The sequence below is a fragment of the Schleiferilactobacillus perolens DSM 12744 genome, assembly GCF_001435585.1.
Taxonomy (GTDB): Bacteria; Bacillota; Bacilli; order Lactobacillales; family Lactobacillaceae; genus Schleiferilactobacillus; species Schleiferilactobacillus perolens.
The window spans coordinates 278,522-298,978 of sequence record NZ_AZEC01000004.1; the positions used below are offsets into that span (position 1 = coordinate 278,522).

The 20,457-nt window shown below is 48.9% G+C and carries 24 protein-coding genes; 20 read left to right on the plus strand and 4 right to left on the minus strand.

Translation table 11 applies throughout. The features are described from left to right. Positions 1 to 64 precede the first annotated feature (64 nt). A complete protein-coding gene (locus tag FD09_RS06545; RefSeq protein ID WP_057819551.1) occupies positions 65 to 847 on the plus strand; it encodes a methyltransferase domain-containing protein in 783 nt (260 codons plus the stop codon). Here FD09_RS06545 and FD09_RS06550 read toward each other — a convergent pair. Further along, positions 822 to 2,168, minus strand: a complete 1,347-nt coding sequence (locus tag FD09_RS06550; protein WP_057819553.1) for a D-serine ammonia-lyase — start codon at positions 2,166 to 2,168, stop codon at positions 822 to 824. The genes FD09_RS06545 and FD09_RS06550 overlap by 26 nt on opposite strands. A 54-nt stretch (positions 2,169 to 2,222) precedes the next feature. Beyond that, entirely contained in the window at positions 2,223 to 2,864 is a 642-nt protein-coding gene (locus tag FD09_RS06555; RefSeq protein WP_057819554.1) for an endonuclease III domain-containing protein, read from the minus strand. Positions 2,865 to 3,219: 355 nt separating this feature from the next. On the opposite strand from FD09_RS06555, the gene FD09_RS06560 reads away from it, so the two are divergent. Continuing rightward, a complete protein-coding gene (locus tag FD09_RS06560; RefSeq protein ID WP_057819556.1) occupies positions 3,220 to 3,954 on the plus strand; it encodes a YebC/PmpR family DNA-binding transcriptional regulator in 735 nt (244 codons plus the stop codon). A gap of 72 nt (positions 3,955 to 4,026) precedes the next feature. Here the strand turns inward: FD09_RS06560 and FD09_RS06565 are convergent, their stop codons facing one another. Further along, positions 4,027 to 4,305 (minus strand): GNAT family N-acetyltransferase, encoded by a 279-nt coding sequence (locus tag FD09_RS06565; RefSeq protein WP_057819558.1) that lies wholly within the window; start codon positions 4,303 to 4,305, stop codon positions 4,027 to 4,029. Between the two features lie 121 nt (positions 4,306 to 4,426). Between FD09_RS06565 and FD09_RS06570 the strand changes: the two genes are divergently transcribed. The 17 genes from FD09_RS06570 to FD09_RS06645 all read left to right on the plus strand — a co-directional run bounded on the left by FD09_RS06570 (position 4,427) and on the right by FD09_RS06645 (position 18,459). Then, complete coding sequence (locus FD09_RS06570) at positions 4,427 to 4,969, plus strand: dCTP deaminase/dUTPase family protein (protein WP_057819559.1); 543 nt, start codon at positions 4,427 to 4,429, stop codon at positions 4,967 to 4,969. 64 nt (positions 4,970 to 5,033) lie between these two features. Continuing rightward, positions 5,034 to 6,440, plus strand: coding sequence for a DNA repair protein RadA (radA, locus tag FD09_RS06575; protein WP_057819561.1), 1,407 nt, complete (start codon positions 5,034 to 5,036; stop codon positions 6,438 to 6,440). Continuing rightward, a complete protein-coding gene (locus FD09_RS06580) occupies positions 6,437 to 7,570 on the plus strand; it encodes a PIN/TRAM domain-containing protein (protein WP_057819563.1) in 1,134 nt (377 codons plus the stop codon). The genes radA and FD09_RS06580 overlap by 4 nt, the downstream gene beginning before the upstream one ends. Before the next feature lie 114 nt (positions 7,571 to 7,684). Next, a complete protein-coding gene (gene gltX, locus FD09_RS06585; RefSeq protein WP_057819565.1) occupies positions 7,685 to 9,193 on the plus strand; it encodes a glutamate--tRNA ligase in 1,509 nt (502 codons plus the stop codon). A 151-nt stretch (positions 9,194 to 9,344) separates the two neighbouring features. Continuing rightward, positions 9,345 to 10,754, plus strand: a complete 1,410-nt coding sequence (cysS, locus tag FD09_RS06590; protein WP_057819568.1) for a cysteine--tRNA ligase — start codon at positions 9,345 to 9,347, stop codon at positions 10,752 to 10,754. Then, positions 10,751 to 11,155, plus strand: a complete 405-nt coding sequence (locus FD09_RS06595; RefSeq protein WP_057819569.1) for a Mini-ribonuclease 3 — start codon at positions 10,751 to 10,753, stop codon at positions 11,153 to 11,155. The genes cysS and FD09_RS06595 overlap by 4 nt, the downstream gene beginning before the upstream one ends. Beyond that, positions 11,145 to 11,930, plus strand: a complete 786-nt coding sequence (rlmB, locus tag FD09_RS06600; RefSeq protein ID WP_057819571.1) for a 23S rRNA (guanosine(2251)-2'-O)-methyltransferase RlmB — start codon at positions 11,145 to 11,147, stop codon at positions 11,928 to 11,930. The genes FD09_RS06595 and rlmB overlap by 11 nt, the downstream gene beginning before the upstream one ends. Further along, a complete protein-coding gene (locus tag FD09_RS06605) occupies positions 11,930 to 12,484 on the plus strand; it encodes a YacP-like NYN domain-containing protein (RefSeq protein ID WP_057819572.1) in 555 nt (184 codons plus the stop codon). Before rlmB ends, FD09_RS06605 begins: the two co-directional genes overlap by 1 nt. Positions 12,485 to 12,584: 100 nt before the next feature. Beyond that, positions 12,585 to 13,163, plus strand: a complete 579-nt coding sequence (locus FD09_RS06610) for a sigma-70 family RNA polymerase sigma factor (protein WP_057819574.1) — start codon at positions 12,585 to 12,587, stop codon at positions 13,161 to 13,163. 55 nt (positions 13,164 to 13,218) lie between these two features. Then, on the plus strand, positions 13,219 to 13,371 hold the full coding sequence (gene rpmG, locus FD09_RS15890) for a 50S ribosomal protein L33 (protein ID WP_083487613.1): 153 nt from the start codon (positions 13,219 to 13,221) through the stop codon (positions 13,369 to 13,371). 60 nt (positions 13,372 to 13,431) lie between these two features. Next, the gene (gene secE / locus FD09_RS06615) at positions 13,432 to 13,605 is read left to right on the plus strand and encodes a preprotein translocase subunit SecE (RefSeq protein WP_057819576.1); all 174 of its coding nucleotides are present in this window, start codon (positions 13,432 to 13,434) and stop codon (positions 13,603 to 13,605) included. A gap of 294 nt (positions 13,606 to 13,899) precedes the next feature. Further along, positions 13,900 to 14,448, plus strand: a complete 549-nt coding sequence (gene nusG, locus FD09_RS06620; protein WP_057819578.1) for a transcription termination/antitermination protein NusG — start codon at positions 13,900 to 13,902, stop codon at positions 14,446 to 14,448. Continuing rightward, positions 14,448 to 15,302, plus strand: coding sequence for an alpha/beta fold hydrolase (locus tag FD09_RS06625; RefSeq protein WP_057819580.1), 855 nt, complete (start codon positions 14,448 to 14,450; stop codon positions 15,300 to 15,302). Before nusG ends, FD09_RS06625 begins: the two co-directional genes overlap by 1 nt. Positions 15,303 to 15,421: 119 nt before the next feature. Then, complete coding sequence (gene rplK, locus FD09_RS06630) at positions 15,422 to 15,847, plus strand: 50S ribosomal protein L11 (protein WP_057819582.1); 426 nt, start codon at positions 15,422 to 15,424, stop codon at positions 15,845 to 15,847. Positions 15,848 to 15,928: 81 nt separating this feature from the next. Beyond that, positions 15,929 to 16,618 (plus strand): 50S ribosomal protein L1, encoded by a 690-nt coding sequence (gene rplA, locus FD09_RS06635; protein ID WP_057819585.1) that lies wholly within the window; start codon positions 15,929 to 15,931, stop codon positions 16,616 to 16,618. Positions 16,619 to 16,819: 201 nt separating this feature from the next. Further along, positions 16,820 to 17,710, plus strand: a complete 891-nt coding sequence (locus tag FD09_RS06640) for a GNAT family N-acetyltransferase (protein ID WP_057819587.1) — start codon at positions 16,820 to 16,822, stop codon at positions 17,708 to 17,710. Next, on the plus strand, positions 17,707 to 18,459 hold the full coding sequence (locus FD09_RS06645; RefSeq protein ID WP_057819589.1) for a class I SAM-dependent methyltransferase: 753 nt from the start codon (positions 17,707 to 17,709) through the stop codon (positions 18,457 to 18,459). The genes FD09_RS06640 and FD09_RS06645 overlap by 4 nt, the downstream gene beginning before the upstream one ends. 21 nt (positions 18,460 to 18,480) lie before the next feature. On the opposite strand, the gene FD09_RS06650 is transcribed toward FD09_RS06645, so the two are convergent. Continuing rightward, entirely contained in the window at positions 18,481 to 19,383 is a 903-nt protein-coding gene (locus tag FD09_RS06650; RefSeq protein WP_057819591.1) for a helix-turn-helix domain-containing protein, read from the minus strand. Positions 19,384 to 19,432: 49 nt separating this feature from the next. Here FD09_RS06650 and FD09_RS06655 point away from each other — a divergent pair, with 49 nt between their 5' ends. Then, positions 19,433 to 20,455 carry an ABC transporter transmembrane domain-containing protein gene (locus tag FD09_RS06655; protein ID WP_157053704.1) on the plus strand — a complete coding sequence of 341 codons (1,023 nt, stop codon included), beginning with the start codon at positions 19,433 to 19,435 and terminating at the stop codon, positions 20,453 to 20,455. Positions 20,456 to 20,457 lie beyond the last annotated feature (2 nt).

The window sequence follows — 20,457 nt, forward strand, 5'->3', positions numbered from 1 at the left end:
CGGGTGTCTTTTTTGTTGTCCGTGGTCTAATATTTGATAAAATTAGCCAGAGGAGGCGACCCCGATGAATTCTGAAGACCGGGACACGGCGGCGCAGTGGGATGATTTTGCGGCTGAATATTATGCCATGCAGCAAGCGGACTCGCTCCCGTTAGCGAGTACCGTTGAGCAGTGGTTAAGTGCCCAGAAAATATTACCGGCGGCACAAGTATTAGACTTAGGCAGCGGAGCGGGGCGCTTTTCGCCTATGCTTGCCCAACACGCCCAACAACTCACGATTACCGATATTAGTGGCGAAATGCTTGATTTCGCCCAATTAGAGCTGCACCGCCAAGGATTAACGGCAACTACTGTACAACTGCCTTGGGATGAATTTTATCGTCAACCAAGGCATCAATACGATGTTATCTTTGCCCACATGGCGCCATTTTTACAGGTTGATGATTTTCCGCGATTGGCTGCATTGCTTACCCCCACCGGCGTGTTTGTCCTCAGTCGGATCGTGGGTCGGACAGATGCGATCTTTGACCAATTTTTGGCCGCTTTTCCGACGTTACGTGTGGATTATGTGGTGGAATCACCGGATATTTTGCAGCAATGGCAAACAAAAGGCCGTCAAGACGGTTGGTCTCAACGGCACACACAATTGACGTTTGATTATTCGGAAGAGATCGATCGGGACTTCTTACATGACGAATTGGCGCCATTACTGACTGTCAGTCAACAGAACGATCTGTTGGTGATGCTGGATCGGATCTTTCAACGTCGGGCGACCATCATGACACATAAAACATTGACCCTGGGAATAGTGGCATTTACGCTTACAGGAGGTCATTTCCGGCTTTGATGTAGTCGGCCATTTCGTCTTTAGGCACCATACTTCCACCGGTTGCCCAAATAATATGGGTCGCGCTAGCCACGGGGTAGCCTAATTTTTGCAGTGCCGGGAAGGATTGCTCCAGGATGGCCAGACCGCCTGCTGCTGAGGGCTCGACATTGTGGTGTTCTTGATCGGTGAGGCGTGCCGTCCAGCGCATCATATCATCATCGGGAAAAGTGCACGAGCCCAGAAGCAATGTGTCCATGACCCGACCGGCTAACCGCGATGGCCGGGGCACGGCTAAACCGTCTGCGGCCGTTTTGCCGTCAATGCCTAAGTCGTATACATCAATTTTTTCCTGCAAACCGCTGATCATGCCAATGGTGACAGAAGGCATGTGGGTCGGTTCGGCAAAGATGCCATGGATGTTGTCCCCGAGAACCGTTTTTAGTCCAAAAGTGACACCGCCGGGAGAGCCGCCCACGCCAGCTGGCAGATAGACAAACACTGGGTGATCGCGGTCCAGCGGAATACCAGCGTCCTTCAACTGCTTTTGCAAGCGGATCGCGGCGACGGCATAACCGACGAAAAGATCTGTTGAACCTTCGTCATCAATAAAATATGTGTCGGGTTCACTTTCTGCTTTCTTCCGGCCGGCAGTAATCGCAGTGGTAAAATCGGCGTCGTATTCCACGACATTGACGCCATTAGCGCGTAACTTGTCTTTTTTCCATTGTCGTGCGTCAGCGGACATGTGCACAGTAGTGCGGAAACCCAATGTTGCTGCCATGATGCCGATGCTGAGGCCCAAATTACCGGTGGATCCCACAGCAATTTCGTATTTTGAAAAAATCCGTTTATACAGCGGACTGTTCAAAATACGGTAATCATCCGTGTAGGCTAAATCGCCATCGCGCTGGGCCACGGTCTCCGCAAACTTGAGCACTTCATAAATACCGCCTCGGGATTTGATCGAACCAGAGACTGGTAATTCACTATCGGCTTTCATATACAGCCGACCCGGGAAAGGCGTGCGGGTATCTTTTGCAATTTGTTTTTCCAGATGAGGGAGTCGATAAATTGGTGATTCAATGATACCCTGAGTGGCTGCTGTTTCTGGGAATACTTCCGCCAAATAGGGGGCAAAACGATGCCAACGAGCCTCGGCATCAAATACATCTTCAACCCGCAATGCGGAATCCACACGGGGCTGACCATAATGGGGGTTAGCCCAAAAAGTTGGTGTTTCTTTTGCGTAAGGAGCGAGCGCCGGATATTGCGCCAGCAGTTCTTGTTTATCCAAAATTGTGACCTCACTTTTTAATTTAGAGATGATATCGTGACCCATTTGAGATGGGTGAAATATCATACCGCAAGCTATACAAATGGTTGAACGGTATAATTATTGCTTCCATTCTAGCTGAATATGGCCCCACGGTAAATCCTGCCAATCCGCGGTGCTGTATTTTTCCTTCTCTACCGCCACGATTAACGCATGAAAATTTTGATAACTGCGCAGTGTGAAGTTCGGTAGTGCTGCCAATAGTTGTTTTTGCGCAGTTTGATAGTTAGTCGGCAAAGATACACCGAACCGCTTAAAGAAGCGCCGAGTGTAAGTATCGATAATCATTGTTGGCACACTCAGCACATACAATAGGATATCATCGGCCGTTTCTTCGCCAATCCCCTTGAGGGCGACCAATTCCTCCCTGGTCTGCCGGGGATCTTGGCGGCGCAGCAGGGTGAGATCATCATTGTAGTTGGCCAGCCAGTCCAGCATTGCTTCGATGGTGACCACTTTACGGGTATAAAAACCGGCGGGCCGGATGAGGGTACCAAGTTGGTCGGTGGTCAGCTGGCGCATATTGGCTGGCCAGAATTCTGTTTGGTTAAATAAAGCGGCAATCGCCTTGTCGACATTCCGCCAATTGGTGTTTTGGATTAAAATACTGCCAAAGATTATTTCCCAATCCGATCGTCCCGGCCACCAGCCTTGGTCGCCGTAGTGGTCGAAGAGCATGTTGTATAGTTGTCGCAGTTGCATGGAAGGCTCCTTTCGAGAGGCGTATATGGGTTTATTTTAGCGCATTAAGAAGGGGAGGGTGAACCGTTGTGTCTTCTAAACGGTAGGGGCTAGTTTCCCGAAACGGGCAAAGCCGAGTGGAAGCTAGGGGATGAGTCTCTCGCCATAAACGGGCTCCGCGCCCCAGGCCCCTCGCGCTAAGCCCGTCCTGGTCAAAATCCCCAAGACCGGGGGATTGTGCCCAGGCCGTTCTTAGCGGTCGGGGCCTACCCGGGGCGCTCCGCCCTCTGCCTCTTGCACGTCTCATGTGATTTTGGTAATATCTATTGTGTTTGCGTGTACAATTTTTGATTTAAACGAAAGAAGGACAAATAGAATGTCAGGACATTCCAAATGGCATAACATTCAAGGGCGTAAGAACGCCCAAGATGCTAAGCGCGGCAAAATTTTCCAAAAACTCTCCCGTGAGTTATTTATGGCTGCAAAGAGTGGAGGCCCTGACCCCGACGGTAACCCCTCATTGCGGTTAGTCATGGATAAGGCCCGTGCTGCCAACATGCCCAAGGACAATATTAAACGGGCATTGGACAAAGCGGCCGGCAATGATGACACCCACTATGATGAAGTGACTTATGAAGGCTATGGCGCCGGCGGTGTTCCTGTGTTGGTTGAGGCATTGACTGACAACAAGAATCGAACCGCTTCTGATGTGCGGGTGGCTTTCACTCGGCACGGCGGTGCGCTGGGGGCAGCTGGTTCGGTTTCTTATTTGTTTGATCGGAAGGGCTATATTGTCATCGACCGGTCCACGACGGATGCCGATGAAGATCAGATTTTAGAAGATGTCATGGAAGCCGGCGGTGAAGATTTACAGACTTCCGATGAAGCTTATGAAATTTATACAGATCCCAAAGATTTCACGACTGTGCGTGATTCTCTGGAGAAACAGGGCTACAAATTGGCAGATGCAGAATTAACGATGATTCCCCAAAACTTAACGCCAATTCCTGACGAAAAGCTGGAGAAATTTCAAAATATGATTGATGCGCTGGAAGACAACGATGACGTGTCTGAAGTGTATTACGCAGCTGACTTACCAGACGAAGATTAATTTAATTTGTGGGTAAAAATACCACCAGGCGACAGTGAATACGTGTCGACTGGTGGTATTTATTTGGCCTGATCAGGCTTTTACATCCGCATATTGTTCAGGATGCTTCATGAATTGGGTGCGGGCATAGGTGCAAAGCGGCTTCACTTTAATACCACGCTCACGGGCGGCGCCGACCGCAGTATCCAGCAATTCTTTTGCAATTCCTTTTCCCCGTTGATCGCCGCGGACGAAGGTATGGTCAATGACCCAAGTCTTATTATCATCAATCGCCTGATACGTCAGCTCGGCCATCAAATCACCTGCCAAGTCGTTGGTAAAGAAACGGCCAGGTTCTTCAATAAAGTGCACATCTATCACTCCTCTCATGGGTGCTCCATCGTTAATGTACATGAGTGGCGCAAGCAGTGCAAGTAATCTGTATTCAATGTTAAAATGTAATAATGCATAAAGGTTGAAAAGAGGACACATGATGGAAAAAAAACGCGGGTTTGCGGTAGTTCACCGTTTTTCTGAAGCAAACTTGACCCTGCCCAAACGGTCGACTGCCCACTCGGCTGGTTATGATTTTAGTGCCGCCGAGGATTTTTTGTTACCAACAATTTGGCGGATGAATTTTGTGCGATTATTTCGCCTAATTCGTAACGAGCACACTTTGGTGAATCGGGATTATGAACAAGCCGAAGAAGTGTTGAAGCCGTATCTTGTTCCCACTGGGATTAAAGCCTATATGGAAGACGATGAGTTTTTGATGCTGGCCAATCGTTCCAGCAATCCGCTTAAACGCGGGTTGGTACTGCCCAACGGGGTCGGTGTCATTGACGCCGATTATTACAACAATCCGAGCAATGAAGGGGAGATTTTCTTCCAGCTCGTCAATTTCGGCGTGCGGGATGTCGTGATTCATAAGGGTGATCATATTGGTCAGGGCATTTTCATGCCGTATTTGCTGGCGGACGGCGATGATGGCACTGGTGATAGAAGACAGGGCGGGTTTGGTTCTTCCGACCGATGACGGCAACGATAAAAACCTGCATAATTTAATATTAACCAAGTGAGTATGAAGGGGGAGTGCCAGTTTGGCAAAAGCAAAAACGCATAGTCGTTACGTATGTCAAAACTGCGGCTATACCTCACCGCAATATTTTGGTCGCTGTCCGAATTGCGGTGCCTGGAATCAGATGGTAGAAGAAATCGTCAGTACCAATACCCAGCGCGTCGGTGGGGCAGCGAATGGTATCCATAGCGCGCCGGTGGCGTTAGATGCGGTAGATCTCACCGAGAACAAACGGATTCCGACGAAGCTGAATGAGTTAAACCGGGTATTGGGTGGCGGCGTGGTGCCGGGCTCCTTGATCTTGATCGGGGGGGATCCCGGGATTGGCAAGTCCACATTGCTGATGCAAGTATCTGGTCAACTGGCCGATTCCAGCACAGATAAAGTTCTTTATGTCAGTGGGGAAGAGAGTGCCAGCCAAATTCGGTTGCGGGCGGAACGATTAGGGGTCCGGGATCACAATGTCATTGTTTATCCGGAAACCGATATGGATTTGATTCGGCAAGCCATCAAAGAAGTGAAGCCGGCCTTTTTGGTGATCGATTCGGTGCAAACCATGAATGAACCGGCTTTGGCATCCGCCAGCGGCAGTGTAAGTCAAATCCGAGAAGTTACCAGTGAATTGATGAAAATCGCCAAAAATCAAGGGATCACTACTTTTGTGATTGGCCATGTGACCAAAGATGGCGCTATTGCCGGGCCTAAGGTGTTGGAACATATGGTGGATACTGTTCTGTACTTTGAAGGTGACATGCATCATACTTATCGTATCCTGCGGACTGTCAAAAACCGGTACGGATCAACGAATGAAATTGGCATTTTTTCGATGGAAGAGGATGGTTTGCGTGAAGTTGCTAATCCCTCTGAATCCTTTTTGGAGGAACGGCTGCCCCACGCGACTGGTTCGGCCATTGTGGTGTCCATGGAAGGTACCCGCCCAATCTTAGTGGAGATTCAAGCACTCATGTCACCCACACTGTTTGGTAACGCCAAGCGAACGACCACTGGATTGGATCACAACCGGGCGGCGCTCATCATGGCGGTGCTGGAGAAACGAGCCAACCTGCTCTTGCAAAACCAAGATGCTTACTTGAAAGCCACCGGCGGTGTCAAATTAGATGAACCGGCCATTGATTTAGCCATGGCTGTGGCGATTGCTTCCAGTTACCAAGATGCCGAGGTTGATCCAGGCGACTGTTTCGTGGGAGAGATTGGCTTAACCGGTGAAATTCGGCGCGTCAATCGGATCGAAACGCGGATTGCTGAGGCAGCCAAGCTGGGTTTCAAACGAATCTTTGTCCCTAAGAACAATCTGGCCAAATATAAACCCACCGCGGCCATTGAAGTAGTGGGGGTGGCCACGATCAACGAGTGCCTGCAACAGGTACTCAACCAAACTAAAATGATGAAAGGAGGCCGTGGTGCATGAGAAAAATTATTATTCGGTTCGTTTTCGCATTAGCTGGTGCAGCGATTGGTTATACTGTATTTCCTTATTTTTGGTCTTTGATTGGCATGGCTGGAAACACCATTTTGATGAATGGATTAGTCAATGCTTTGCTAGGTGCAATTATTCTGCTGGTCGTTGAATTAGCTGCCGAACCGACAATCACGGCAAGTTTAAATAAGACGGAGGAGAAGTTGGCGACCCTAGCGCCTACAGTGCTGTTGTTCAGTACATTGTTTGCGACAGCAGGGTTGATTATCGCTAACTTGATTTCTATCCCGCTATATCAGACCAATAACGTTTTGACCAACAAGATCGTCCCGATTGCGTTGATGATCCTCTTTGCGTATTTAGGTGCCAGAGTGGGGACTTTACGAGTGGAGGATTGGCGCAAGGCGTTCACTCGGCGCAGCAACAAAGAAAAAACAGGTACCGGTGAAGTATTAGAACGGCGGGCAGACGATAATTTCCACAAGTATAAGATTCTGGATACGAGTGTCATCATTGATGGCCGTATTCATGATATTGCCAAGACTGGATTTATTGAAGGGACATTGCTGGTACCCGATTTCGTCGTCCATGAATTGCAACTCATCTCTGATTCTGCGGATAATTTGAAACGCGCCAAAGGCCGGCGTGGATTGGATATTTTGAACGCCATGCGGGAAGATCCGGCAGTGCATATTGACAATTATGACGGTGATTTTGATGACTTGACGGAAGTGGATTCCAAATTGATCAAGCTAGCCAAAATCATTGACGGGATTGTCGTCACAAATGACTTTAACCTAAATAAGGTCAGTCAGTTCCAAAACGTGCCCGTTCTCAACATCAATGCTTTGGCGAATACCCTTAAGCCGCAAGTACTTCCTGGCGAAACCATGACTGTGAAAGTGATTAAGCAGGGGACTGAACGAGCCCAAGGGGTGGCATACTTGGAAGATGGTACGATGATCGTGGTCGAAGATGGTCAGTATTACATTAACAAACCGTTGGAAGTTGTTGTCACTAGTGCGATCCAGACAAGTGCTGGCCGGATGATCTTCGCGAAACCCGCCCACCAACAAAAGAAGATCGGTGATCACGGCGAGGACAATAATTCTAAGAAGTAAGTTTTCTGGAAATGGTGTGCTAGTGCGGTCTGTTTTCATCCGGCCTATTGCACCCATTTCTTTTTGTCGCTACACTAATAAGGTATATTTTGACTTTGGAAAGAGGTTATTTTCTTGACTGACGGAAAGATTCGTGTACGGTATGCCCCATCACCGACGGGCCACTTGCATATTGGTAATGCCCGGACGGCCCTATTCAACTACTTATTTGCGCGCCACAATGGCGGCACCATGGTGTTGCGGATCGAAGACACAGACCAAAAGCGGAATATCGAGGGCGGTACCCAAAGCCAAATCGATAACCTGCACTGGTTAGGTATCGATTGGGATGAAGGGCCAGATGTTGGCGGTTCTTTTGGCCCTTATCGCCAGAGTGAACGCAAGGATATCTATGATCGTTTGATCAAGCAGCTGTTGGACGAAGGCAAAGCCTATGAGTCTTATATGACAGAAGACGAATTAGCCGCTCAGCGGGAAGGCCAAAAAGCTGCCGGCGAAGCCCCCCATTACGAGTATGAATATGAGGGAATGAGTGCTGACGAAAAGGCTCAAGCCATCGCTGCGGCGAAAGCAAAAGGTCTCCAGCCCGTCATTCGTTTCCATATTCCGGAAGGTCATACGTATGCTTGGGATGATATCGTGAAGGGCCACATCAGTTTTGACTCTGATGACATCGGCGGCGACTGGGTCATTCAGAAGCGAGACGGTATGCCCACGTATAATTTTGCCGTTGTCGTGGATGACCATCTGATGGAAATCACACACGTGCTGCGCGGTGATGACCATATTGCCAACACCCCGAAACAATTGATGATTTATGAGGCATTTGGCTGGGAACCACCGAAGTTTGGCCATATGACGCTGATCATCAACACCCAAACAGGTAAGAAGTTATCCAAGCGAGACGAGAGTGTGCTGCAATTCATCGAACAATACCGGGAGTTAGGATACCTGCCGGATGCGATGTTTAACTTCATCACGCTCTTGGGCTGGTCCCCAGTGGGAGAAAACGAAATCTTTACTCGGAAACAATTGATCAAACAATTTGACCCAGAACGCCTATCCCGCTCCCCGGCGAAGTTTGATGCCAAGAAGTTGGAATGGGTCAATAACCAGTATGTAAAGAAGGCTAATCCGAGCACTCTGCTGGGACTGAGCATTCGCAACTGGCAAGACGCCGGCCGGATCTCTAAGGACGCAATGGATCCGAAGATGCTGGAATGGTTACGGGCAATCGTTGGTCTTTTCCAAGACCAGATGAGCTTTACCCAACAAATTGTGAAACTATCCGAAATCTTCTTTATCGAGCCGCCTGCATTGACCGAACAGGCCAAGACTGAGTTGGCCGATCCCAATGCGGTCCCAGTATTGCAGGAATTCCAGAAGCGGATTCAAGATTTACCGCAATTTACCGCTTATGCCATTCAGAACGTAATTTACGATATTTCCCACGACCTGGGTGTCCGCGGACGTAAATTATATATGCCGATCCGGATCGCGACTACGCGCGAGACGCACGGTCCGCAATTAGCTGAATCGATTGAGATTCTGGGTTTAGCCAAAGTCAATAAGCATCTGAACTTAACATTAAAGGAACTGGCAGAATTAAATCAAAACGCATAAGTTGGACAGTCGTCTGACTAGTACGACCACAAGGGCTGAGAATCCATATCGGGTTTCGGCCCTTGTTGTGTCAACGGGGGTTGAAACGCTCGGCAATCCCTGAAATACGCTATAATTAGATTTAAACAATTGTAAAGAAAGGTGGACCCTTATGCTGAAAGTGTGGAATACACTCACGAACCGGAAGGAAGAATTCAAGCCTCTCACGCCGCATATTGTGAACATGTATGTCTGCGGTCCCACGGTTTACAACTATATTCATATCGGCAACGCGCGTTCCGCGATTGCCTTCGACACGATTCGCCGTTACTTGGAATATCAAGATTACACGGTGAATTATATTTCCAATTTTACGGATGTCGACGATAAGTTAATCAATGAGGCGAAGGAAGAAAACAGCACTGTGCCGGCTATCGCGGATAAATATATCCAGGCCTTTTACGAAGATACAGATGCTTTGAATATTGAACGGGCAACGGCCAATCCTCGGGCTTCCCACAACATTCCAGAGATCATCGACTTTATCCAAGCCTTGGTTGACAAGGGTTACGGTTATGCAGTGGATGGTGATGTGTACTATCGGACCCGCAAGTTTAAGAAGTATGGCGAGCTGTCTGGGCAAAATATTGATGATCTGGAGCAGGGTGCCTCGCAACATGTGACAGACGCAGAGACCGCTCGAAAAGAAGATCCAATTGATTTTGCCCTATGGAAAGCAGCCAAGCCAGGCGAGATCTCTTGGTCCTCACCTTGGGGTGAAGGCCGGCCGGGCTGGCATATTGAGTGCAGCGTGATGTCGATTAAATATTTGGGAGCTACCTTCGATATTCACGGCGGCGGTCAAGATTTAGAGTTCCCCCATCACGAAAACGAGATTGCTCAAAGTGAGGCGCGGACAGGTCATACTTTTGCCCGCTACTGGCTGCACAACGGGTTCGTCACGATTGGCGAAGATGACGAAAAAATGAGTAAATCACTGGGCAACTTCGTGTTAGCTCGTGATCTATTGAAAGATAACGATCCCCAAGCCATTCGTTTCTTGATGTCTACCACCCAATATCGGCGGCCAATTCGTTATAGTACGGCAAGTTTACAGGATGCTAAGAACAACTTGGAACGATTGCACACGGCCTGGACAAATTTGAATTACCGTTTTGCCAGTGCTGAAGCAGGCAATTCAGAACATGTTGACAAACAAGCCGACGATATTCAAAAGGCATTTGTCACGGCCATGGATGACGATTTCAATGCGCAAAATGGGATCACCCATGTGTACGAATTAGCCAAGCTGATCAATACCTATGTCGAACAGGATGTCGTGCGGATTGGGTCATTGGAACATCTCCGCGGCCTTTTCAGGGATCTCACTGGTATTTTTGGCTTACAATTTACGACAACCGGCGAATTATTGGATGCGGACGTTGAACAGTTGATTGAAGACCGGGAAACCGCTCGGGCCCACAAGGACTTCGCTCGCTCAGATGAGATTCGGGATCAATTGGCTAAGCAGGGGATTATTTTAGAAGATACGCCCCAGGGGACACGGTGGCATCGCAAATGATAGATCATTTAAGTTTAAACGGAATTGATTTGGCCTATCTTGGCGACGCAGTGTATGAAGTATTTATTCGTGAGCATTTATTGGCCACGGGTATTCGGCAACCAGCTGAACTGCAACGGCGGTCAACGCATTTTGTCTCAGCAAAGGCCCAAGCTAAATTATCTGCGTTGATGAAGGACCAAAATGTGTTGAATGATGCGGAACAGGATGCGTTTCGGCGTGGACGTAATGCAAAGAGTTATACCCACGCTAAAAATACATCAGTGGGAACCTACCGGATTTCAACCGGCTTTGAGGCGATCTTCGGTTATTTACAGGCCACTGAACAAGTGAACCGGATCGCTGAACTGGCCCATTGGTGTATTGATCAAGTGGAAGGAGGGAACACAAATGACGAATAAACCGACGAATAAACCGACTCCGAGTATCGACGAGGATTTAGTATTTGGCCGTCACCCGGCGATTGCTGCACTGCAAAGTGCGGAAGAACAAACCGTCAACAAGGTTTTCTTACAAGATTCGGTGCAAAAGGAATTTGCGACCCAAATTCTGAATTTGACGAAACGGCTTCATGTCCTTGTTTCGCGGGTACCAAAAGCTAAACTGGACGATTTGGTTCAAGGCCAAAATCACCAAGGTGTGGTGGTGGCGCTAGCTGCTTTTCCATATGCCACCATCGATGATATTTTAGCGAAAGCCAAGGCAGCAGGGCAGCCGCCGTTCATTGTGGTCTTGGATAATGTAGAAGACCCCCACAACTTGGGGTCCATTATTCGGACTGCAGATGCCGCTGGCGTCCACGGCGTGATTATTGGCAAGCATCGCGCGGCACTATTGACTGGGACCGTCGCTAAGGCGTCAGCTGGCGCAATCAGTCGCGTCCCGGTAGCCCGGGTCACGAATCTATCCCGGGCCATCGAGTCTCTGAAGAAACAGGGTGTCTGGGTGTTTGGTACCGCCGTCAACGGCGAGGACTTCACCCAGTGGAATGCCGGCGGCCCGATTGCCATTGTGATCGGCAATGAAGGCAAGGGCATTTCTCCCGGTGTGGTCAAGCTGCTGGATGGTACTGTCACCATCCCGATGGCGGGGCAGATTCAAAGTCTGAACGCCAGTGTGGCGGCGGGTATCATCATGTATAAAGTGTTTTTGACTAGACGGGATGGTGGCCATTGATGCGCCATCAGATTCTGATTGTCGACGGCTATAATGTCATTGGTACCTGGCCGGAATTAAACAGCTTGAAGCAGGCAGATCATTTGGATATTGCCCGCGACCGATTGCTCGACTACCTCGCTGAGTATCGCAAATATGTGGATGTGCGCATTATTGTGATCTTTGATGCGATGTATGTACCGGGCATTAAAGAGAGCTTCAGTAAGTGGAATTTGGAAGTGACGTTTACCCCGGAAGATGAAACGGCTGATAGTTATATTGAGCATATGGCGGGTGAGTTAAACACACCATTAAATCAAGTCACGGTAGCGACTTCTGATCAAGCTGAGCAGTGGACGATCTTCTCCCGGGGAGCACTGCGGATTTCGTCCCGGGAATTATGGCGGGAAGTTCGCCGCGTTCAGGCTGAAATTGCGGCAGACACGCAGCGCTTGGCCCGCACTGGCGGTGTCCGCAATGTACCCTGGCGGCCAGATCAAATGATTAGCTTGGGTCAATTTTTGAAAACACTGATCGATAAACATCAAGAGCCACCCCATGATCAGTCCAAATAAAACCATATTAAAGTTCCGATAAACCGTTTCCCGACGTTCTCTTGGCGGCGTTTTCACCCCTTTCTTATACTGATTTTATTCGGTATAAGGAGGGAACAACATGACCACAGAACAGCAATTGATCGCGGCAGCGGCAGCAAATGATTCAGAAGCGTTGGAGGCACTTTTCAACCAGTATCTACCCTTGATCAATAAAGTGATTCGGCGTTTTTATATCCGGCATTACGAACTTGAGGATTGGTATCAAGAGGCGCGGCTGTGCTGTTTTCAAACCTGTCAGCATTTTGATGCCTCCAGGGATTCTAAATTCGGTGCATTCTTCAAATTATGTTGGCAAAATTATGCGACCGGTTTGGTTCGGCGACATCTGGCAGCTAAACGTATTGGCGAGACGCAAAACATTTCGCTGGAGGAGTCCGTGTCAGGCGGTTTCATGCCCTCTCAGGCCATGATGGATACCACTACTTTAGACATGTATTTGTGTCAGCTGCCAGGATTGTTTGAAACTTTGACCCCACCGGAGAAGGCCGCGTGGCAAAGAATGGTGAGCGGCGATCATTTGTCTGAGGGATTAACAGAATATCAGTTTCGCCGCGCACGGACCAGCTGTCGTAAGAAGTTTGCGGGGCTGTTAGACACCAACCTCTTTAGTGACCAGTGGCGCTGCGGCGGTCATTGACGACCCTCGGCGGCATGTGCTAGAGTAATACGGTAAAAGAATGGAGGATTGTGCCATGTCGTCTGTCAGAAAAGTAGCATTGGCGTGCAGTGTGTGCGGATCCCGCAACTACACAGTCGCAGAGAATAAGAACCGCACGGAGCGTTTAACGCTGCGCAAGTTCTGCAAGCATTGCGGCAAGTACACCATCCATCAAGAAACACGATAACCAACAATTGTTTTGACCCCCTGGGGTATATTGGTCGATCAAAGTCAGGAGTAATTTTGCATGAAATTTCTAAAGGGTGTTGTTGAAGAAATGAAGTTGGTCACTTGGCCAACTTTCAAAGAAAACCGCCACGACACGGGGACAGTCATCATCACTTCTGTGTTGTTCGGGATTTTCTTCGGCCTCGTCGATCTCGCATTGAGTTCTGCCATGACCTGGTTTGTTAAGCTCTAAAAGCAATGTTTAGATATTTGTCTGAGCATCTCTATTTAGTTTTCGCTTTTTAGCAGGGCATTTGCTATAATTGGGTTGTCAAAAACTTCGGTGACGGAGTTTTTTTATTTTGGAGTTAAATACATAGGCTGGATAGAAATTCGTGTGCTGCCGTATGGTAGTGTCCATGCGGAGCAATCGTAGGCTGAATGGTGCTCAGTGCCGTCACCACGTTCCAGCGCCATTCAGCCGGAGATTGCGGAGCATCGGCACGGCGCAGCAACGCCAGTCTTACTCAATACAAAGGAGATTAACATGGTCGAATCAGCAGAAAAACAATGGTATGTTCTGCATACCTATTCCGGCTACGAAAACCGGGTCAAACAGAACCTGGAATCCCGGGCCCAATCCATGGGAATGGAAGACTTCATCTTTCGCGTCGTCGTTTCCGAAGAAGAAGAACCAGAAAAGAAGAATGGCAAAGAAGTCATGGAGAAACACAAAACTTTCCCCGGCTATGTCATTGTTGAAATGGTGATGACGGATGAATCATGGTTCGTTGTCCGGAACACGCCTGGCGTTACTGGCTTCGTGGGTTCCCACGGGGCCGGCAGCAAGCCGGCACCATTACTCGATAGCGAGGTTGCCACCATTCTTCATTCCCAAGGGATGACAACACGCCACGGCGGCAATGTTGATTTCGAACCGGGCGAGAATGTAACTATTGTGGATGGTGCCTTTACTGGATTAGTGGGTAAAGTGACTGAAGTAAATAAAGAGAAGCTGACATTGAAGGTCGCTATTACGATGTTTGAACGGGAAACCAGCGCAGAGCTTGACTTCGACCAAGTCGACAAGATCTAATGGGTTTCTGGTGGTGGCTGGCAGTGGCGGTTGCCTTGGTCGCCATCACCATTGGTGCGATTGATTACTGGCGCATTGGTCATGTGCCAAAGGATTTTCATCCGCGCCCGGGACAAGCAATCACCACTGTACCTACCTTGTTTATTCACGGTTATAGCGGTAACCGCTATTCTTTTGGGCACATGCTGGGACGGCTTCACCGCGAAGGCATTGCTCAAAAAGCGATGGTGATCACGGTGAACCGTCGTGGACAATTGCATACTCAAGGGCGGCTGGAAAATACCCAGAATCCGATGATCCAAGTGATATTTAAACGGTCCCGGGAAAATCTAGTCACTGAGCTGGCTTGGCTCCACCAAATCATGGTGCTCTTACATCATTCAGGTGTCCGTCAAGTGAACCTGGTGGGACACTCGATGGGCGCGATTGTGGCCATGTTAGCTGCATTGCAGTTACCGGCTAAAGATGTTCCCATCATTGGGAAAATAGTCACCATCGCAGGCCCGTTCAACGATATCGAACTGGGCAAAGATAGTGATGAGATTCTTGTCTATGATTGGGGTCCCCGGGGTCCGTTTCGCAAAGCCCCCATTTATCATTACATTGCCGAGAAGGCCCATGACTTACCCCCAGATGTGCAGATTTTGAATATTGCTGGGGATATTTTCACGATCCCCACTCGGCATGATGATGGCGTGATTTCGGTCCAGTCCGCGTTTGCCTTACGGTGGCTGTTGCCCAGCGCTGGGGTCAATTATCAGGAAGTATTGATTCGCGGTGTCGGTGCCGCCCATTCATTACTGCATGAGAACAAATTGGTGGATCAAAACGTGATCCGCTTCTTATTCACATGACCGCCGTTGTACTTCAGACGCTGGTTATGGTATAGTATTCCGGTAGTTTTTTCTACACGTGGGAGGAGAAATTTTAGCTCTCCATGAACCACGGCACGAACGCTTAGGAGGTATGTTTCGTGGCAAAGAAAGTAGCAAACGTCGTTAAATTGCAGATCCCTGCTGGTCAGGCGACTCCTGCACCTCCTGTTGGTCCTGCTTTAGGGCAAGCCGGCATTAACATTGTAGCCTTTACTAAAGACTTCAATGCGCGTACGGCTGACCAACGGGGGACAATTATCCCTGTTGTCATTACAGTATATGAGGATCGTTCCTTTGATTTCGTAACCAAGACTCCTCCGGCAGCTGTTCTTCTGAAGCAAGCTGCTGGCGTAGACAAGGGTTCCGGCGAACCGAATACCAAGAAGGTGGCTAAGGTCACTAAGGATCAGGTTAAGGAAATTGCTGAAACCAAGATGCAAGATCTAAACGCTGCCGACGTTGACGCCGCCATGCGCATGGTTGAAGGTACCGCACGTTCGATGGGTATCACTGTCGAAGGTTAAGTACGGATGATTAGTGAAAACTGATTGATCAAGTGGGAGGACAAAATGTCCGTCAACCACATTTGCAAGGAGGAAAACAGAGTGGCAAAAAGAAGTAAAAAGTATCAAGACGCAGCCAAGTTAGTCGACAAGAACAAGACCTACTCTGCCGATGAAGCGATTGCGTTAGTCAAGAAAACGAGTTTTGCTAAGTTCGACGAAACCGTTGAAGTGGCATACAATTTGAGCGTTGATCCCAAGAAGGCTGACCAACAAATTCGGGGTGCTGTTGTGCTTCCGAACGGGACTGGTAAAACTGTCCGGGTCATTGTTTTTGCCCAAGGCGATCAAGCCAAGGCAGCTGAAGAAGCTGGTGCCGACATCGTTGGTGCTGAAGACTTGGTACAAAAGATTCAAGACGGTTGGTTAGACTTTGATGTTGCCGTGGCGACACCGCCGATGATGGCCCAAGTTGGTCGTCTTGGCCGGATCTTAGGACCGAAAGGCTTAATGCCTAACCCGAAGACAGGTACTGTCACAATGGATACTGGTAAGGCTGTTCATGACGTGAAGTCTGGGCAAGTCGCTTACCGGGTCGACAAGGCTGGTATTCTGCATGCACCGATCGGCAAGGTTTCCTTTGATGATCAGAAGTTGACTGAGAACTTTAAGACATTCAACGATACGATTGTGAAGGCTAAGCCAGCTTCTGCTAAGGGTAACTACATCAAGAGTTTGGCGATTTCGTCTACTTTTGGCCCTGGCATCAAAGTTGATGCAACTTCGTTTTAAATCGTTTAACCCAAAAATGGGCACCGTGGAGATTTTTCTCTGCGGTGTTTTTTTACATCGAATTTGTAATTGCTAGCATGCCGTACCAACGTTCCAAGATGTCGTCAGAAATCTTCTTTTATCCCACTACACATTGAGAAGAGCGCGATTATGCTATACTGTCCTTAATTATTTTGATAAAAATGGAAGGGAGAAAGATCCATGGCGATTATTCGTGTTCCTAATCTTTCACCTGAGCAACGGCGAGACGCAACGGAATTGGTGAAGGCTGTTGAGACGCATGATCATACCTATCGGGAGCCTTATTTAAGTAACCAGTTCAATTATTCGCTGACGATGGCCAGCTTCTTTTTGGCGTACTATGATGATCACTTGATTGGACTGGTATCTTTGTATACCGATGGTGGAGCCGGGACGATGGCAGATGTGTTTGTTTTGGTACACCCGGAGCATCGCCGGCAGGGAGTGGCCACAACTATGTGGCGGGCAGCTAAACCGGTGCTATTGGCTAATGGATATGCTCAGTGGGAATTCATCACGGAAAAGGTCTTCTTGAATGCCCATCCTGATTTCCTCACCCGCACAGGTTTAAGCGCGGATCCGGAAACTGAATACCAAATGGCCACCGCGGCAGCCCGGTTTTCCGCGCCCCTTCACAGTCCTGGTCATATTCGTCAGTTGCGTACCGAGGATGTGGAGGCTTTGGTGCCCCTTTATGCGGCCGCCTTCGCGGACCAAAGCCCGTCGGAAGCGCGCACCTATTTAACACGAGCCATTCCCGATGCCCAGACACTTACCTATGTCTATGTGCTTGATCGCCAGCTTGTGGGCAGTTGTGCCGTGGATATCAGCGGGACCAGTGATTATTTCTTTAGTCTTTTTATCGGTGCTGACTATCAAAATCAAGGATTGGGCACGGACATGGTGCGGCAGATCATGGCAGTGCGCAGCGCGTCAGCCCCCCGGGCCTTTACGCTGGGGGTTGAGGCCAATAATCCAGCGGCGCTGCATGTGTATACGAATGCCGGATTCAATACGCAGACCGAAGTGGTTTATCTCGTCTGCCCGACCAAGGAGGACGAGGATAGATGAATTATCAAGATGTGAATCGAGAAACGATGAACCGCTGGGTAGCGGATGGTTGGGAGTGGGGTCAGCCGGTCAGCCATGAAGAATACGAACGCGTTCGTCGCGGTGGTGCACCAAAACTCATGCTTTCACCCACGAAGCCAGTCCCCGCCGCATGGTATCCTGATTTGCATGGCAAGAGCGTTTTGGGACTGGCTTCTGGCGGTGGTCAGCAAGGCCCAATTTTGACCGCACTGGGGGCACACGTCACCATTATTGATTATTCTGATGCCCAAATTCAGGCAGAAAGGTTGGTGGCTAAGCGAGAGGGCTACACGATTACGACGATTCAGGCAGATGTGACCAAGCCATTACCGCTGGCCGATCAATCATTTGATCTGATCGTGCACCCAGTGGCCAACGTTTACTTTGAGAAAGTGTTATCTGTTTGGCAGGAGGCATTTAGGGTGTTGAAGCCAGGCGGTGAAATTTGGTCTGGACTGGACAATGGACTGAACTTTGCAGTGGATGACGCAGGGGAGCAGATCATTAATTCGCTCCCATTCAATCCCTTGAGGAATCCAGCCCAGATGGCTCAACTGCAAGCCGATGACAGCGGTGTTCAATTTTCCCATACCATCGAGGAGCAAATCGGTGGTCAGCTGCAGGTAGGGTTTCGCTTACTGGATATTTTTGGCGACACTGATAATGCGGGGCGCCTGGCGCAAATGAATATTCCCACTTACTGGGTAACCCGATCGCTTAAACCATAATCATAACAATATTTCGGCCCGTTAACGCGGGTCTTTTTCTTTGCGATATTTTTGGGCATCAACTCGCCGAACTCGGAAGATCGTGGGTAATACCCGTTCTGCATTGGGTTCAAACAGAGTCAGGAGTTGGGTCAAAGTGTTGATGATGCGGGTGCCTTTTGCCCAATCGTCAAAATACCACGCGGTCAGGCCCTGAATGGTTTTCTTCAAAATACGATCGCTCCATGTGAGGGAAGTATCTGGTAACGCCGCCGCCTTTTCTCCGTATGTGCGGGCAATCGCCATATGACGCTGAGTGGCTTCGGCTTGAAAAATCACGAAGTAGAAGTTTAATAACTCGCCTCGGATATCATATGGATCGCTCAAATCCTGAATGTAACGAGCACAACTGGTTTCCATACGGGTGGTCAGCATCTTCAATTTCTGCGTATGATGCGGTGCCTGGAGAATGGGGATAATCAATACACTGGCAAACCGAATATCCTGAACGGTCCATTGCGGCTGATGTAAATAATGATTCAAAAAACGGCGGGTATCCGCGGAAAGGGTGCTGAATCGGCCATCCCAAGCCGCTACCAGCAGACGCGCATAGGCTGCGTTGGTTTGGACGGGCAAGGGGGCATCTTTGGCAACTGTCATGTAACGGCGCAGACTGAGGAAATCTTCCTGGTGATAATAGTGATCAATGGCAGCCAGCTGCTGTTGAGCAGGCGTGTGCGTGTTGCCTTGCTGAATATAGCGAAACTCATCGGCATTGACTCCCAATCGGTCCAATAGAGAGAATAATTTGTCGGCGCCAATATCATGCTTGCCTTGTTCGAAACGAATCCCAAAAGAGCGGGATACGATGCCATCATATATTTCCTTTTGGGTAAAGCCCTTAAGTTGGCGCAAATATTTTACGGTGCTGCCGATTGATTGCATCCGTCGTTCTCCTTCCAATGTGGCATATTAGCCACATTTTATCATAAGATTGTTAACCAAAGCGGCCCACAATGAACATATCAAGAAGGGATGGATCATTATGGGCCGTTATTTAAGACGTTTTCCCGGGCAGCTCAGTGGCGTACTGATACTGATTGCGCTGGTGCAAGGGATCACAGTGTGGGCATCCACACTCAATGCCAATTTACTGGATGCGTTGATTCAATTCAATATGCGCCGATTTTTAATGACTGCGGTTTTTTTAATGGTGGGATGGATCGTGATTGCGCTGCTGACATATATCGTTGTGATCAGCCAAACCCGGTTGATCCAGAATATCGATATTGCGATTCGGCAGGATCTGACCATCCTGATTCAACACAAGGATTATGAGACCTTCAGCGAGCGTACAGTGGGAGCCTACGTTTCCTGGTTTACAAACGATATTCAGATGATCAACACGCAAGGATTAACCAGTTTCTTTATGGTCGCCGAAGAAATATTTGGGACCAGCTTTGCGTTGGTTGCATTATGGCAATATCATTGGACCTTGGCGGGGACTGCGCTGGTGTTAGCGGGTTTGATTATCAGCGTGCCGCGCGTTTTTAATCGGGTATTGAATCAAACCAACACTGCGTTGACTGAAGAGAACGAACACTTTGTCAATAAAACTGAAGATGTGCTTAGCGGTTTTGACTTTCTATTTGCCTTTCATGCGCTGTCGTTAATCACCCAGCGGATTGTCCAGAGTTCGCAGGTACTGAAACAGCGGGCGTTGAATCAGAGTAAGGCCCAAACGGCGGTGCAGGTCACCGGATTCTTGGGGAATGTGATTGCTCAAGTCACGTTAATGGGACTGAGCGGTCTATTGGCCATGCGTCATCTGGTGACGGTTGGCACGTTGTCAGCGGCAGGCAGTCTAGCTGGAAATGTGTTTAACAATCTGGGGAACATGAGCAATTATTTGGGCATGATGCGTGGGACACGGCCCATTTTTGCTAAATATGCTGCCGCCCAACCGGCGGTGCGCACAAAAAAAGACCCGGTTTCTGAAGTGCCCCATAATTGTTAGAC

Bases quoted from the DNA above. Each gene is read 5' to 3' on its own strand.
- FD09_RS06560 (WP_057819556.1), top strand. From the start codon at position 3,220: ATGTCAGGACATTCCAAATGGCATAACATTCAAGGGCGTAAGAACGCC.
- FD09_RS06645 (WP_057819589.1), top strand. From the start codon at position 17,707: ATGAATTATCAAGATGTGAATCGAGAAACGATGAACCGCTGGGTAGCG.
- rlmB (WP_057819571.1), top strand. From the start codon at position 11,145: ATGACGAATAAACCGACGAATAAACCGACTCCGAGTATCGACGAGGAT.
- FD09_RS06595 (WP_057819569.1), top strand. From the start codon at position 10,751: ATGATAGATCATTTAAGTTTAAACGGAATTGATTTGGCCTATCTTGGC.
- FD09_RS06555 (WP_057819554.1), bottom strand. From the start codon at position 2,864: ATGCAACTGCGACAACTATACAACATGCTCTTCGACCACTACGGCGAC.
- FD09_RS06625 (WP_057819580.1), top strand. From the start codon at position 14,448: ATGGGTTTCTGGTGGTGGCTGGCAGTGGCGGTTGCCTTGGTCGCCATC.
- rpmG (WP_083487613.1), top strand. From the start codon at position 13,219: ATGTCGTCTGTCAGAAAAGTAGCATTGGCGTGCAGTGTGTGCGGATCC.
- FD09_RS06640 (WP_057819587.1), top strand. From the start codon at position 16,820: ATGGCGATTATTCGTGTTCCTAATCTTTCACCTGAGCAACGGCGAGAC.
- FD09_RS06650 (WP_057819591.1), bottom strand. From the start codon at position 19,383: ATGCAATCAATCGGCAGCACCGTAAAATATTTGCGCCAACTTAAGGGC.
- FD09_RS06545 (WP_057819551.1), top strand. From the start codon at position 65: ATGAATTCTGAAGACCGGGACACGGCGGCGCAGTGGGATGATTTTGCG.
- FD09_RS06580 (WP_057819563.1), top strand. From the start codon at position 6,437: ATGAGAAAAATTATTATTCGGTTCGTTTTCGCATTAGCTGGTGCAGCG.
- FD09_RS06610 (WP_057819574.1), top strand. From the start codon at position 12,585: ATGACCACAGAACAGCAATTGATCGCGGCAGCGGCAGCAAATGATTCA.
- secE (WP_057819576.1), top strand. From the start codon at position 13,432: ATGAAATTTCTAAAGGGTGTTGTTGAAGAAATGAAGTTGGTCACTTGG.
- FD09_RS06570 (WP_057819559.1), top strand. From the start codon at position 4,427: ATGGAAAAAAAACGCGGGTTTGCGGTAGTTCACCGTTTTTCTGAAGCA.
- nusG (WP_057819578.1), top strand. From the start codon at position 13,900: ATGGTCGAATCAGCAGAAAAACAATGGTATGTTCTGCATACCTATTCC.
- FD09_RS06605 (WP_057819572.1), top strand. From the start codon at position 11,930: ATGCGCCATCAGATTCTGATTGTCGACGGCTATAATGTCATTGGTACC.
- FD09_RS06550 (WP_057819553.1), bottom strand. From the start codon at position 2,168: ATGGGTCACGATATCATCTCTAAATTAAAAAGTGAGGTCACAATTTTG.
- cysS (WP_057819568.1), top strand. From the start codon at position 9,345: ATGCTGAAAGTGTGGAATACACTCACGAACCGGAAGGAAGAATTCAAG.